Origin of the sequence: Clostridium sp., from assembly GCF_051650885.1 — a bacterium.
Classification (GTDB): Bacteria; Bacillota; Clostridia; order Clostridiales; family Clostridiaceae; genus Clostridium.
The window spans coordinates 22992-37721 of record NZ_JBOFRG010000117.1 but is presented as its reverse complement, the minus strand read 5'-3'; the positions used below and the strand labels follow the sequence as shown (position 1 = coordinate 37721).

Below are 14730 nucleotides of genomic sequence, written 5' to 3'. Positions count from 1 at the left end.
TCCCTGCAGCAGATCAAGGTATTGTAAGTATAAAGGTAGATGTACCAAAAGGAATGAATGAGGAGTTTATATTAGAGACTTCTAAAAAGATATCAGAAATGGTACGTGAAGTAGAAGACGTTCAAACAGTTTCAATAGTTGGAAATAAGAAAAGTTCAACAATTTATGCAATATTAGATAAAGATACAAAAAAGAAGGATAAAGAAAAAGAAAGAGAAATAAGAGAAAAAATAGGAAATATTCCAGGTGCTAAATTAGAAGTTTCTTCAGGTGGAATGCAAATGTCAAGTGGGGCACCTATAAGCATAAGCGTAAAAGGTGAAGATTTTAAAGTCTTAGAAGAAATAAGTAATGATGTAATAGATAATATGAAAGAAATAGATGGAATAGAAAATATAAAATCTTCAAATAGTTTAAAAACAGATGAGATAAAACTTAAAATAAACAAAGAAAAGGCAGCTAAATATGGATTAAATGATATTTTAATCGCACAATCAATAGGTTCATACTTTAAGGAAACTAAAGTGATGGATTCTAAAATAGATAACCAAAATTATGAAGTTTACGTATCTTTAAAAGATAAGGATATGCTAGAATTATCCTCATTAGAGGATATAACAGTAACAAGTATGACAGGAAGTACAATTCCTTTAATGCAAATTTGTACCTTAGAGAGAGGAAAAGGATATTCTGAAATTTCGAGAAATGGTTCATTAAGAGAAGTTAGCATTCAAGCTGGGTTAGATGGAAGCAAAACTTTAGGTGAAGCAAAAAAAGAAATACAGAAAAGTCTAGAAAACTACAATATAGTAAGTGGTTATGAAATTGTTTATGGTGGTGAAATAGAGCAAATGGAAGAGGCCTTCTCACAATTGTTATTAGCATTAGTTTTAGCAGTAATACTTGTGTATATGGTAATGGCAGCTCAATTTGAATCTTTAATAAATCCATTTATAATAATGTTTACAGTTCCAATAGCATTTGTTTCAGCTATAATAATGTTGTTTATAACTAATGTTACAGTAAGTATTCCTGCTATGATTGGATTTATTATGCTTACAGGGATTATAGTTAATAATGGAATTGTATTAATAGATTTCATAAATAAGGAAAGAGAAAAAGGAAAAGAATTAAATGAAGCTATAATAAATGCAGGAAGAGTTAGACTTCAACCAATTTTAATGACAGCACTTACAACTGTTATAGGACTTTTACCTATGGCACTTGGATTTGGAGAGGGAAATGAAATACAATTACCTCTTGCAATGACTGTAATTGGTGGATTAAGTGTTGGAACAGTTTTAACACTTATAGTAGTTCCGGTAGTCTATAGTATTTTTGATAAAATATCATTAAAGTTTAAAAATAAAGTAAAGAAAAAATAAAAATCTAGGCCCTGTTAAAGGGGCTTAGATTTTTTTCTGATTTTTAAAGTTTTTTTATTTTTTTGAATATAATAATATCTTGTTATAGTAGATACAAATAAGATACCGATAGCTAAAGCTCCAGCACTTGAAAGAGTATCGATAGAGAGATTTAATGCCTTTATTGTGTCACCAGAAACAGCAGCATACATTGTATAGTACATACCAGAACCTGGAACTAATGGGATTAAGGCAGATATGATAAGGGTTGTAACAGGTGTTTTAAGCTTTCTTGCTAAAATTTCAGAGTAGATACTAAAGCAAACAGCTGAAATAAACATAGCAAAAGTTACAGAGGGATTAAATAAAAGACAAAACTTATACATAAACCAACTAAGACCACCAGCAATAGAAGAAAATATAAGGTTTCTTCCTTTTATATTAAAAATTATTCCAAAACCTATTGTAGAAATAAAGGCTAGGAAAGTTTGAAATAAAATATCTCTCATTTAAATACCTCCAAAAACTTTAATCCAAAAGCTAAGAACCATACCAGTTCCAGCAGCAATTGAAACAGCAATTAAAAAAGCTTCAAAGGCTTTAGTAATACCAGATAAAAAATCACCTGCAATAGTATCACGGATAGCATTTGTTATAGCAAGACCAGGAACTAAAAGCATAATTCCTCCAATGATAGTATTATCAATATTATTTATTAATCCAAGTTTTAAGGAAATAATAGCTAAAAGTGCAACAGTTCCTGCACAAATTAAATTTATAAAGAAATCATTAAGTTCTAGCTTAGCAAATTTTATAGATAGAATTTTTATAAAGCCACCTATAAAAAAAGTCATAATGAAATCATGAGAGTTTCCACCAAAAAGTGGAGCAAAACAAGCAGCAGCAAGTGCTGAGAAAAAAATAGTTAAGCGGTAAGAATATCTCTTCTCTTCAGCTATATCGTTTAAAGTATTTTCAATAAAATCGAAGGTTGGAGAATTAGTTGTAATATATCTTGAAAGGGCATTTAGTTCTTCAATTCTATGAAGATTAACGCCACGATTTGAAACACGATTAATTAAAGTATATGTTTGATTATTTGCACAAATAGAAACCATAACTCCAGTTGGTGTTACAAAACTGTTAACAGAATCAATGGAATATGATTCACAAATACGACAAATAGTTTCTTCAACTCTATAAATTTCAGCTCCACTTTGAAGCATAAGAGTTCCTGCTCTAGTTGCAAGGGATAAAAGTTTGTTAATATCCATTAAAAATACCTCCCCCGGTTAATACATAATAATAATATAACAAAAAATTTAAATATTAAAGAAAAATATAAAATAATAATAAAAATTATGTAAAATGAAAAAATTAATATAAATTATTAAAAGATGTTGAAATAAAACTCTACAAAGCATATAATTTTTATAAAATAAAATAAAATAAATTTTGGGGTGAGAAGATGAATTTTGAAAAGATTAAAAGAGAAGATGAGGAAATTTACAAACTAATTGAAAAAGAATTAGAAAGACAAGAAGAAGGAATAGAACTTATAGCATCAGAAAACTTTACAAGTGAAGCTGTAATGGAAGCAATGGGATCATATTTAACAAATAAATATGCTGAAGGGTACCCAAATAAAAGATATTATGGTGGATGTTATGTGGTAGACCAAATAGAGCAAATAGCTATTGATAGAGCTAAAGAGTTATTTGGAGCTGAGCATGCAAATGTACAACCACACTCAGGGTCACAAGCTAATATGGCAGTATACTTTACTATCTTAGAGCCTGGCGATACTGTACTTGGAATGGATTTAAGTCATGGAGGACATTTAACACATGGTTCTTCAGTAAACTTTTCAGGAAAGTTATTTAACTTTGTATCATATGGTGTAGACAAAGAAACAGAAATGATAGATTATGAAAAAATAAGAGAAATTGCACTTGAAAAGAAACCAAAGCTTATAGTAGCAGGAGCTAGTGCATATCCTAGAAATTTAGATTTTAAAAAGTTTAGAGAAATAGCAGATGAAGTTAATGCATATTTAATGGTAGATATGGCACATATTGCAGGGCTTGTAGCAGGTGGAGTTCATGAAAGTCCAGTGCCACATGCACATTTTGTAACAACAACAACTCACAAAACTTTAAGAGGACCAAGAGGTGGACTTATCCTTTGTGAAGAAAAATTTGCTAAAGATTTAAATAAAAATATTTTCCCAGGAATACAAGGTGGACCACTTGAGCACGTAATAGCAGCAAAGGCAGTTTGCTTTAAAGAAGCTTTAGAGCCATCATTTAAAGATTATGCTAAAAATGTAGTAGAAAACTGTAAAGCGTTAGGAGAAGCACTTCAAAGCTATGGATTTAAATTAGTATCTAATGGAACAGATAACCATCTTATATTAGTAGATTTAAATAATAAAGGTGTAACAGGAAAAGAAGTTGAAAATCTTTTAGACTCAATAGGAATAACATTAAATAAAAATACAGTTCCAAATGAAACTAGAAGTCCTTTTGTAACATCAGGCGTTAGAATTGGAACAGCAGCAGTTACAACTAGAGGCTATAAAGTAGAAGATATGAAGGAAATTGGGAGTATTATAAATGATGCAATAGAAAATAGAGAAGGTGATTTAAACTCATTAAAAGAAAGAGTTAAGTCATTAAGTAAAAAATATACAATGTATAAATAAAAGGAATGCTATGATAGTGAAAATATTCTATCATAGCATTTATTTTTTTTCTGGGAAAATTAGCCTTTAAAAGGCTTAGTTTCTTGACATAAGGTAGGCTTTGAGATAAAGTAGAATGTAATAGTAAATAGAATAAAATACAAAATAAAAGCTAGAAAGGAGATATCTCATGGAAGATAAAAAAAAGGTAATATTCAGTGGAATAAAACCATCAGGTGATTTAACTTTAGGAAACTATTTAGGAGCTATAAAATCATGGGTAAAGCTTCAAGATAATTATGAATGTTATTATTGTGTAGTTGATTTACACGCGATAACAGTAAAGCAAACACCAGCAGAACTTAGAAAAAGAACTTTAGAAATATTAGCTATTTATATAGCATCAGGTATAGATATAGAAAATAATACTTTATTTATACAATCGCATGTGCCAGCACATGCTGAGCTTTCATGGCTTTTAACTTGTAATTCATATATGGGTGAACTTAGTCGTATGACTCAATATAAGGACAAATCACAAAAGGCAGTAAATAAAGGTGAATCAATAGGGGCAGGTTTATTTAACTATCCAGTACTTATGGCAGCAGATATACTTTTATATCAAACTGACTTAGTGCCAGTTGGAATAGACCAAAGACAGCATTTAGAACTTGCACGTGATATTGCTATTAGATTTAATACAACATATAGTGATACATTTAAAGTGCCAGAGGGATATACACCAAAAGCAGGAGCTAAAATAATGGATCTTCAAGACCCAACTAGGAAAATGTCAAAGTCAGAAGACAATCCAAATGCTTCAATATTATTAATGGATCCACCAGATGTTATAAGAAAGAAAATTTCAAGAGCTGTAACAGATAGTATAGGTGTAGTAAACTATACTGACGAACAACCAGGAATAAAAAATCTTATAAATATAATTTCTACTATTGAAGGAGTTACTCCAGAAGAAATCGTAGAAAGATATAAAGACAAAGGATATGCAGACTTTAAAAAGGATGTAGGAGAAATAATAGTAAAAGAGCTTGAGCCAGTTCAAATAAGAGTAAAAGAGCTTTTAGGAAATAAAAAAGAACTTGAAGCTATTTATAAAAGTGGTGCAGAAAAAGCAAATTATATAGGTCAAAAAACATTAAGAAAAGTCCAAAAGAAAATAGGATTAATTCAGAGATAAATTTAAAAAATAAGCCAAGGCATTTTAAGCTTTGGTTTATTTTTTTATGTGAAAATAACACTTACTAAAATAGACACATATATTGAAGATATATTAATTCTAGGAAAGTGATTATATGAGAGATAAAGGAGTTTTAAAATTACTAAAAAAAAGTGAAAAACTTTCTATTGATAAAGAAAGTAAGATTGTATTTATTAGCGATGTTCATAGAGGTAGTGGGAACAATAGTGATGCCTTAATTGGAAATAAAAATATTTATTTGTCTGCGTTAAAATATTATTATAAGGAAAAGTATACATTAATTGAAATTGGTGATGGAGATGAACTTTGGAAAAATAAAAATTTAATCAATATTTCATATACCTATAAGGAAGTTTTTAGAGTTTTAAATCGTTTTAGAGTAGATAAAAGATTGTATATGCTTTATGGAAATCATGATATTCAAAAAAGAAAAAGGAATTTTTTAAATACACAAATAAAAGCATTTAAAAAAGTTAAAAAAGATTTTGGTGAAGAATGCATTGAGCTTTTAAAAAATATTGAATTTTTAGAAAGTATAGTTTTAAATTATAAACCTTATAATAAAGAAATTTTAGTTATGCACGGTCATCAAGTAGATTTTTTGAATAATGAATTTATTCCTGTAACCAAATTTTTAGTAAGGTATTTTTGGAGTTTTATGGAGGGGGTAATGGGTTTTAAAGAACCAATGACACCTGCTAACAATTATAATAAGGGTGGAAAGTTAGATAAAAAATTAAATATTCTTGCGAATAAACATAAAAAAATTATAATTTGTGGACATACTCATGATACAATATTTCCAGAGGTAGGAGAGGGGCTTTATTTTAATGATGGATGTTGTGTAAATAAAGATACTGTAACCACTATTGAATTAAATAAAGGTATAATAGCACTTGTAAGATGGTCAATAGAAGTTAATGAAAATGACTTTTTATATATAAAAAGAAGTATAATTAAAGGACCAGAAAGATTAGAAGATTACTTAAATTATGTAAAATAAAAAAAGATGGAGGAAAAAGTGATGAAGTTTATAGATTTACACTGTGATACAGCAAGTAGATTATTTTATGAGAAAGGATTAAGCTTAGATAAAAGTATATGTAAGGTAGATATAGAAAAGCTTAAAAAAGCTGATGCACTTATGCAGATGTTTGCGTTTTTCATTGATTTAGGAGAGATTAAAAGAAGTCCCTTTGAAGAATTTTCACTTATGCATGAAAATTTTATGAAGGAACTGTCTAAAAATAAAAATGATATAGAAATTTTCAAAGGTGATTTGGATTTAGAAAAGTTATATGCTTGTCTTACTATAGAAGAAGGAGAGGTATTAGAAGGAAATCCATACAATGTAGAAAAGGTTTCTAATATGGGGATTAAGGCTATTACATTAACTTGGAACTATGAAAATAGTATAGGATATCCAAATTTTGAATTTAAACATAAGGATAAGGGGCTTAAAAATGTAGGGTTTGATATAGTTGATGAGATGGAAAGGTTTAAAATAATTCCTGACTGTTCTCATCTTTCAGATAAAGGATTTTGGGATTTAGTAGAAAGAACAAAAAATCCTTTTATAGCAACTCATTCTAACAGTCGTGCAGTGCAAAATCATCCAAGAAACTTAACAGATGAAATGCTTAAAGCCTTAGGAAATAAAGGTGGACTTACAGGGATAAATTTCTGTGCAGACTTTGTAGGAAGTTCTGAAATAACAAGAGTAGATGATTTAGTTAAACATATGGTTCATATTAAAAATAAAGCAGGAATTGAAAGTTTAGGACTTGGTAGTGATTTTGATGGAATTGAAAATGAAGTAGAGATTAAAGATTGTAGTGAAATGGGAATACTTGTAGATAAGATGATTAAAAATAAATTTACTATGGATGAAGTTGAAAAAGTATTTTATAAAAATGCTATGAGAATATTTAAATAGGAGAAAAAAATGAGTGATTTTAAAGATAAGGTTGTTATAGTAACAGGTGGAACAAAAGGAATAGGCTTTTCAATTGTAAAGAAGTTTTTAGAAAATGGTGCTAAAGTCTTAGGAACTTTTTCTAAAGATGAAGAAAGGAAAGAGGAAGCTTTAAGAGAACTTTTAAAAATAAGTGAAAACATACATTATATAAAAGAAGATTCAAAGGAGTATAGCAGCGCAAAAAGGATTTGTGATGAAGCTATAAAAAGGTTTGGGAAAATAGATGTATTAGTTAATAATGCTGGAATAAGTAAAATAGGACTTTTAATGGATACAGAAGCTGAGGATATAGAAGAGCTAATGGGAGTAAACCTTTTAGGGCCAATTTATTTAGCTAAAGAAGCATCAAACCATATGTTAAATGATGGAGGAAGTATAATAAATATTTCTTCAATATGGGGTGAGTATGGGGCTTCTTGTGAAACTATATATTCAGCAAGTAAGGGTGGATTGAATATATTTACTAAGGCATTGGCTAGAGAACTTGCAATGGCTAAAGTAAGAGTTAATGCAGTAGCACCTGGAGTTATAAATACAAAGATGAATAGCTTTTTAAGTAAAGAAGAAAAAGAAGAATTAGAAGAAGAAATTCCAATGGGAAGATTTGGAGAAGGCGAGGAAGTAGCAAATTTAGTATTATTTTTAGCATCTTCGAAAGCTTCTTATATAACAGGACAAATAATAAAGGCTGACGGCGGAATGATTTAAAAAAGTAAAGAGGCTTCTCAAAAATAAAATTGGTAGTAAATTTAAGAGAAAAAAGAAAAAATAACCCAAATAGAATTTAATTTTTCTATTTGGGTTATTAATTTTAACTAAAAGCTTCTATAACCTATGCAAAGGATAAGCTTTCAGTAGAAAGACTGTTTATTTAGAGACAGTCTCTTCAAATATTATATTATAATTTTGTTACTGAAGCGTTATATGTACCATAAACTACGCCTTCACCTACAATATGACCTTCCATAGCATTATAAAGATCATTTAATCCAAAACCTGCTTTTAGATTTAAAGTAGTATCTAGAGCATAAACAGTCATAGTATATTTATGAGGGAAGTTTACAGGTACCATTCCACCATAATGATAAGCCTTATCTCTTGGAACTTGGAATCCTTTAAGACCATTTAATTGAAGCGGATATCCATTAGCATAACTAGTTACTCCTTGAACCATGTTATTTGCCATTGTAGTACTAGCATTAGCTGGTAATGATGTTACATTAGTAGGAATATCAGAAGCAATCCAATGAATCCATGGGAACCCCATAATTGGAACAGTATCATAATCAATTAAAGTAATTGCATATGATTTAGTTGATGCTGGTGCACCAGACCATTCTAATGGAATAGATTCAAGTGGCATAGCCCCAAGCTTATCTTTTGAAGCTGCTCCATATTGAGCATCAATAATTCCATCTTTTATTCCAGAAGATGCAAGATTCATTTTAACTATTGGAATATAGTTTTTAGAATCTGATACTGTAGTAGGGGTAGGTGTAGTTGGAGTCTTTGCTGTACTTGAATCATCACAAGAAACACAAGCTAAACTAACACCAAGGGAAAGAATTAAAACTGCAAATAGTGATTTAAATTTTTTTGATTTCATAAAAAAACCCCTTTCAAAATAAATATTACAAAAGTAGTATTACCGAAAGGAGTTTAATTTATTTAATAATTATTATATATCTTCAACAATTTCTAATGGAGCTTTAAATGTAAATAAGACTCCATGGGCAGTGCTTTCTAATTTATAAGAAAAATTATGAATATCTAAAATATTTTTTACAATAGAAAGTCCAAGTCCCGCACTATTTTTTGATCTATTACCTGATTTATCTAATCTATAAAATTTGTTGAAAAGATTATCACATTCATTCTCAGGAATAAAAGAATCTGTATTTAAAAGGCTTAAAACCATAAATTTCTCATTTTCACTTCTGATAGTAAGTTTTATAGTAGCCTTTTCAGGTGAATATTTTATAGCGTTAGAAATTATATTAGTTAAAACTTGATCTATTTGGAAAATATCACCTTTTATATAAGAATATTCGGTTTGAGGATCGAATATCATAGTTATATTTTTTTCATTACATTCTAAATTAAAGTTTGAAAAGATTTTTTTCGCTAGTCTATTTATATTAAAAATTTCAAATTGAGGAGTAATAACTCCAGATTCAAGCTTTGAAAGCTCCAACATATTAGAAACAAGCTTCCCCATCTTTTGAGACTCATCTATTATTGTTTGTAAATAAAGGGAAGCGTCTTCTCCCGATACAACACCATCTTTTAGACCTTCTGCATAACCTTCAATTATGCCGATAGGAGTTTTAAGTTCATGGCTAACACTTGCAATAAAATCTTTTCGCATAACTTCAAGTTGGCGTTCACGCTCAATATCTTCTTTAAGTTTTGAATTACTTTCTTTTAAATCATCTAAAGTAGATTTTAATTTTGATGATAAAAAGTTAAATGTTTTTGCAAGATGACCAATTTCATCATCAGATTTTACAGCACATGTTTCAGAAAAATCCATATTACTCATTTTTATAGCAACATTGTTTATTTGAACAAGTGGCTTTGCGATTTTTTTACTATACCCATAAGAAACTAAAATTGCAAGAAGTGTTGCACCTAGGAATATGTAAATATAAAATTCACTAATAATATTACTTGCTTCTAAAATAGGTTGTATTGATGAAACACAAAGAATAATTGAGTCAACATGTGTAGAAGTTGAAATTGCAGATGCAATACCAATATTTTTATATTGACCTTTTTCATAAAAGCTAGTGGACACAGTTTTGCTTTGCCCTAGAATATTATTTAAAATTATTTTGTTTTTTAAAATTTCAGAACAAAAATCTTTTAAAATATTAACATCATTTTGGTCGGCATTTGTTTCTCCAGGAATAAATTTAAGTTCTCCATTAAGAGAAAAAATTGCAATTTTTGCACCATTTACAGTTTCGAAATTTTTAAGTGCAGAATAAATCTGAGCATTATTATTTAAATGCCCGGAATATTCAATTTTAAATTTATTTACAGCACTAATTAAGCTATCTGTTTTCTTTTTTTCATAAAAGCTTTCAAAAACTAGAGATTGGGCTATTAAAATAATTGCAAGAAGGCCAATTATTACGAAAAATGTTATGAAAAATATTTTCCTTGATAAAGAAGAATTTTTAAAATTATTGAAATTCATTTATTTCACCTCAAATTTGTATCCACTACCTCTAACAGTAATAATATAAGAAGCTTTAGATGAAAGTTTTTCACGAAGCCTTTTTATATTAGTATCAACTGTGCGAATATCACCATAGTAATCTATTCCCCATACATTATCTAAAATATTATCTCTAGATAGAGAAATTCCTTCATTGTCTGTTAAATAAACTAAAAGCTCATATTCCTTAGGCGAAAGTTGAATATAATTTGAATCTACAAGTACTTCATGAGAAAGCTTATTTATTTTAAGTCCATTAAAATCTTTAGTACTTGAATCAATTTTGGCTTCAGTTCTTTTAAGTAAAGCTTTTGCTTTAGCTAATAAAACTTTAGGACTAAAAGGTTTTGTCATATAGTCGTCTGCACCAAAAGCATACCCTTGAAGCTTATCATCTTCTTCTCCTTTAGCAGTTAATAAGATAACAGGAACATTTGATACTTCTCTAATTATGCTTAAAAAATCTAAGCCGTTTAATTTTGGCATCATAATATCTAGTATTATAATATCAACTGTATTTTGACTAAATGTTTGGAGACCTTCCTCCCCATTTGAGGCTTCTAAAACTTTAAAGCCTTCATTTAAAAAATAGTCTCTAATTAAGAAGCGTATTTTTATTTCGTCTTCTACAATTAAAACTGTCTGCATAGTCTATAAGTACCCCCTAAAAATATATATTTAACTCTATTATATATAAAAAAGTACTTTAAGTAAAAGAATAGAAAATACAAACTTCTTTTATAAAGACTATTTTTGTTGTAAAATACAGAAAAGACGGTAATTAAAAAGATAGAAATTAATAGTAGGAGATGGAGAATGATAAAACTAAACTTTGATGTGAAAAAACATAAACTTAAAAATAATTTAGAAGTTATAACTATAAAAAAAGATACAAGAATAGGTGCAATAAATATAGGTTTTAATATAGGATCAATGTATGAAAAGTTAGAAGAGAAAGGTATAAGTCATTTTGTTGAACATATGCTTTTTAAAGGAACTAAAAATTTAAACAATGAAGAGTTAAATAGTGAACTTGAAAATTTAGGTGGAGAATATAATGCATATACAGATTATGAAAATACTGTATATACAATTAGTTGTTTAGAAGAAGAATTAGAAAATGGGACAAAACTCTTAAGTGATATGATTATAAATTCCACATTTGATGAAGCTGAAATTGAGAAAGAAAGAAGTGTTATTTTAGCAGAACTTAGAACTGGAAAAGATGATATTGAGGATTTAAGCTTTAAAAAAACAAATGAAACTGCTTTTTCTAAAGGTTTTTTAAAGTGGGAAGTTATAGGAATTGAAAAAAATGTTAAGAATTTTAAAAGAGAAGAGATAAAAAGCTATTTTGAGAAATATTATAGACCAAGTAATGGTGTAATAACAGTAGTTACATCTTTAGAACATGAAGATTCTTTAAAAATGGTAGAAAAATATTTTGGAGAATGGGAAGATAGAAAAGAAGAAAAAATAAAGCCAGTAAAAGAAAAAAATAAATATATAAGAAAAGAAAGCTATAAAGAAGATATAGAACAAAGTACAATAGTTTATCTTTATACCTTTGATGATTTAGATAAGAAGGAAGAACTTCCCCTTAGAATTTTAAATCATAGACTTGGTGAAAGCTCAAACTCAATTCTTTTTAGAGAAGTTCGAGAAAATAGAGGATATGCCTATGATATTTTCACTCATTTAGATATAAGTAAGGAGTCAAAGAGTCTTTATATTTATACATCAGTAGGAGATGAGGATGTAGAAAAAACAGAAGAAGTTATAAATGAAATTATAGAAAGAATAATAAAAGAAGAAATTACATTTACTGATAGAGACTTAAATATAATGAAAAAAGTTCATAAAACAGCTGTTATAAGCACTTTAGAAGATTCGGCAGAACTTTGTAACTATGTTCTTCATCAAGCACTTTCAGAAGAAGAACTTTTAGAGTTTGTAGAAGATATGAAAAGACTTAATAACATAAAAAAAGAAGAACTTAAGGATATTGGTAAAAAAGTTCTTGTTAAACCAACAATCCATATATTAAGAAGAAAAGAGGATTAAGTATTTGGGTAAAATTACAAAAATAGAAGAAGGAAAAAGAAACAAAGATAGAGTAAATGTTTATGTGGATGATGAATTTGCATTTGCAATAGATGTAGAACTTTCATATAAAATGGGGCTTAAAAAAAATCTAGAAATAGATGAAGAAAAAATAAAAGAAGCAGTTTTAAAAGATGGTTTTTCTAAATGTAAAGAAAGAGCTATAAAAATTGTTGAAAGAAGTTATAAAACAGAAAAAGAATTAAGAGAAAAATTAAAAAGCTATGAATATGTAGATGAACAAATAGATTATGCAATAAATTTTCTTATAGAATATAAATTTTTAGATGATGTTAAATATACAAGAATGTATATAAAAGATAAGCTCTTTAATCAAGGAAGCAATAAAATAAAGTTTGCATTAGAAAGAAAAGGCATAAACAGAGAAGTTATAGGAGAAATTCTTAGTGAATTTGATAAGGATGAAGAAATTGAAAGAGGACTTCATCTTTGTGAGAAGAAATATAATATTTTAAAAGGAAAAGAATCTGATAAGTATAAATTAAAAGATAAGCTTTTTAGATACTTAGTTGGAAGAGGATATGAATTTTCATCTGCAAAAGAGATTATAAGTAAGGTTATGAATAAAGAAGAATATTAAAGGAGTATAGATGGAGAAAAATTTATCTACATTAATATGTTTATTAGTCATAGGTGTACCAATTATAAAAGGTGTACTTAGAGCATTTAGAAAAAAAGCTATAAGCTATGCAATAAATGAAATTTCAAGTAGTGTAGCATTAATTGGAACAATGATTTTTGTATTTAGCTATTTTAATGATGTAAATTCTTATGTGGGGAATTTGATTGAAAGTATTGATATAAATTCAATAGTGAAATACTTGCTTAAATTTGCCTTGATTATGATTTGTTTTATGATAGTACATTTTATTTTATATAGTATTTTTAGACTGATAAATAAAATTTTATTAGGGAATTTTCTAAAAAATATTGAGGATAATGTGCCTGTAAAAGCAATACTAGGAGGAGTATTAGGATTTATAAAAGGATTCTTAACACTTTGTATTATTTTTAGTATTGTAGCAATAATAAACAAGGCAAATATTTTTAATAAAGACATACAAATATTCAATAAAATAAATATTTATAAAAAAATAGAACAAAACATAAGTGGATTAAAAGTAAATGAAATAAAAAGCGGAGTACTTCAGGACATAGAAAATGGACGTATAGTGTATTACAATGGAGTAACTTTAAGTGAAGGTGTTAAAAGTGATAGTGCTATAAATGAAATGGCAAAAGAAATAACAAAAAACGATACAACAGACCTAGAAAAAGCAAAAACTATTTATGAATGGGTTGGAAGTCATATAACTTATGACAATGAAAAGGCTAGCCTTGTAATGAGTGGAGATAGAAAGTTAAAAAGTGGTGCAATAGAAGCTTTTAATACTAGAAGTGGAATATGCTTTGATTATGCTTGTCTTTATGTAGCAATGGCAAGAACTGTGGGGCTTCCAGTAAGACTTATTACAGGAGAAGCTTATAATGGAGAAGAATATATAAATCATGCATGGAATCAAGTGTATATAAAAAGCTTAGGTGAATGGATAAATGTAGACCCAACATTTTATGATGCAGGAGATTATTTTAATAATAAGAATTTTTATAAAGATCATAAAGAACAAAGTATTGCAGGTCAGTGGGATTAAAGAAAAAAGATTAGGAGAAAATTTCCTAATCTTTTTTATATTTAGAGATTAAAAGCTTAATAGCTTTTTCACACTCATCATCCTTATTATTTAAAGCCCACGCCATATTAAAATAAATTAAAGCCTTTTTAGGAATATCCTGCATAGCATAACAATATCCTAAATTAAAGAAGTATTTACTTTCTCTTTGAATATCAATAGCCTTCTTTAGCATATCTATAGCAGAAGGATATTCTTTAAGTTTAATAAAACAAACTCCAGCATTGTAATATGAGCAAGCTTGATTATCATTGGATTTCACGGCTTTTTTATAAAAATCAATAGCTTTTTTATACTCATGTGTATTATATAATTTATTTCCTTCATTAAAATAGTCCAAATTCAAATCCTCCTAAATAAATACTATTTATTTACATTATAGTCATTTATCGTATATTATATACTTATAGAGGAAAGAATATGATTTTTTAAATCTTTTTTAAATCTG

General features: G+C 28.0%; 15 protein-coding genes. 9 read left to right on the top strand and 6 right to left on the bottom strand.

What is annotated here, in order from left to right:
* Nucleotides 1-1385, top strand: a 1385-nt coding sequence (locus ACRC28_RS05835) for an efflux RND transporter permease subunit (protein ID WP_438542509.1), incomplete at its 5' end; no start/stop codon positions are given.
* Between the two features lie 14 nt (nt 1386-1399).
* Here the strand turns inward: ACRC28_RS05835 and ACRC28_RS05830 are convergent.
* A complete protein-coding gene (locus ACRC28_RS05830) occupies nt 1400-1873 on the bottom strand; it encodes a threonine/serine exporter family protein (RefSeq protein ID WP_438542508.1) in 474 nt (157 codons plus the stop codon).
* Nucleotides 1874-2638, bottom strand: coding sequence for a threonine/serine exporter family protein (locus ACRC28_RS05825; protein WP_438542507.1), 765 nt, complete (start codon nt 2636-2638; stop codon nt 1874-1876).
* 194 nt (nt 2639-2832) lie between these two features.
* Between ACRC28_RS05825 and glyA the strand changes: the two genes are divergently transcribed.
* From glyA to ymfI, 5 genes are all read left to right on the top strand, one after another.
* The gene (gene glyA / locus ACRC28_RS05820) at nt 2833-4068 is read left to right on the top strand and encodes a serine hydroxymethyltransferase (RefSeq protein ID WP_438542506.1); all 1236 of its coding nucleotides are present in this window, start codon (nt 2833-2835) and stop codon (nt 4066-4068) included.
* A gap of 169 nt (nt 4069-4237) precedes the next feature.
* Nucleotides 4238-5245: a tryptophan--tRNA ligase gene (gene trpS / locus ACRC28_RS05815; RefSeq protein ID WP_438542505.1), complete on the top strand. Its 1008-nt coding sequence runs from the start codon at nt 4238-4240 to the stop codon at nt 5243-5245.
* A gap of 115 nt (nt 5246-5360) precedes the next feature.
* Complete coding sequence (locus tag ACRC28_RS05810) at nt 5361-6269, top strand: metallophosphoesterase (RefSeq protein ID WP_438542504.1); 909 nt, start codon at nt 5361-5363, stop codon at nt 6267-6269.
* Between the two features lie 21 nt (nt 6270-6290).
* Nucleotides 6291-7202: a dipeptidase gene (locus ACRC28_RS05805; protein WP_438542503.1), complete on the top strand. Its 912-nt coding sequence runs from the start codon at nt 6291-6293 to the stop codon at nt 7200-7202.
* A gap of 9 nt (nt 7203-7211) precedes the next feature.
* On the top strand, nt 7212-7952 hold the full coding sequence (gene ymfI / locus ACRC28_RS05800; RefSeq protein ID WP_438542502.1) for an elongation factor P 5-aminopentanone reductase: 741 nt from the start codon (nt 7212-7214) through the stop codon (nt 7950-7952).
* Between the two features lie 190 nt (nt 7953-8142).
* Here ymfI and ACRC28_RS05795 read toward each other — a convergent pair whose 3' ends face one another.
* From ACRC28_RS05795 to ACRC28_RS05785, 3 genes are all read right to left on the bottom strand, one after another.
* The gene (locus ACRC28_RS05795) at nt 8143-8850 is read right to left on the bottom strand and encodes a YbhB/YbcL family Raf kinase inhibitor-like protein (protein ID WP_438542501.1); all 708 of its coding nucleotides are present in this window, start codon (nt 8848-8850) and stop codon (nt 8143-8145) included.
* A gap of 72 nt (nt 8851-8922) precedes the next feature.
* Nucleotides 8923-10446: a HAMP domain-containing sensor histidine kinase gene (locus ACRC28_RS05790; protein ID WP_438542500.1), complete on the bottom strand. Its 1524-nt coding sequence runs from the start codon at nt 10444-10446 to the stop codon at nt 8923-8925.
* On the bottom strand, nt 10447-11115 hold the full coding sequence (locus tag ACRC28_RS05785) for a response regulator transcription factor (protein ID WP_438542499.1): 669 nt from the start codon (nt 11113-11115) through the stop codon (nt 10447-10449).
* 168 nt (nt 11116-11283) lie between these two features.
* Here ACRC28_RS05785 and ACRC28_RS05780 point away from each other — a divergent pair, with 168 nt between their 5' ends.
* From ACRC28_RS05780 to ACRC28_RS05770, 3 genes are read left to right on the top strand one after another with little or no spacing between them, the layout of a single operon-like run.
* Nucleotides 11284-12531: a M16 family metallopeptidase gene (locus tag ACRC28_RS05780; RefSeq protein ID WP_438542498.1), complete on the top strand. Its 1248-nt coding sequence runs from the start codon at nt 11284-11286 to the stop codon at nt 12529-12531.
* Between the two features lie 4 nt (nt 12532-12535).
* Entirely contained in the window at nt 12536-13171 is a 636-nt protein-coding gene (gene recX / locus ACRC28_RS05775) for a recombination regulator RecX (RefSeq protein WP_438542497.1), read from the top strand.
* Nucleotides 13172-13181: 10 nt separating this feature from the next.
* Complete coding sequence (locus tag ACRC28_RS05770) at nt 13182-14243, top strand: transglutaminase domain-containing protein (protein WP_438542496.1); 1062 nt, start codon at nt 13182-13184, stop codon at nt 14241-14243.
* Between the two features lie 25 nt (nt 14244-14268).
* Here the strand turns inward: ACRC28_RS05770 and ACRC28_RS05765 are convergent, their stop codons facing one another.
* Complete coding sequence (locus ACRC28_RS05765) at nt 14269-14622, bottom strand: tetratricopeptide repeat protein (RefSeq protein WP_438542495.1); 354 nt, start codon at nt 14620-14622, stop codon at nt 14269-14271.
* Nucleotides 14623-14730 lie beyond the last annotated feature (108 nt).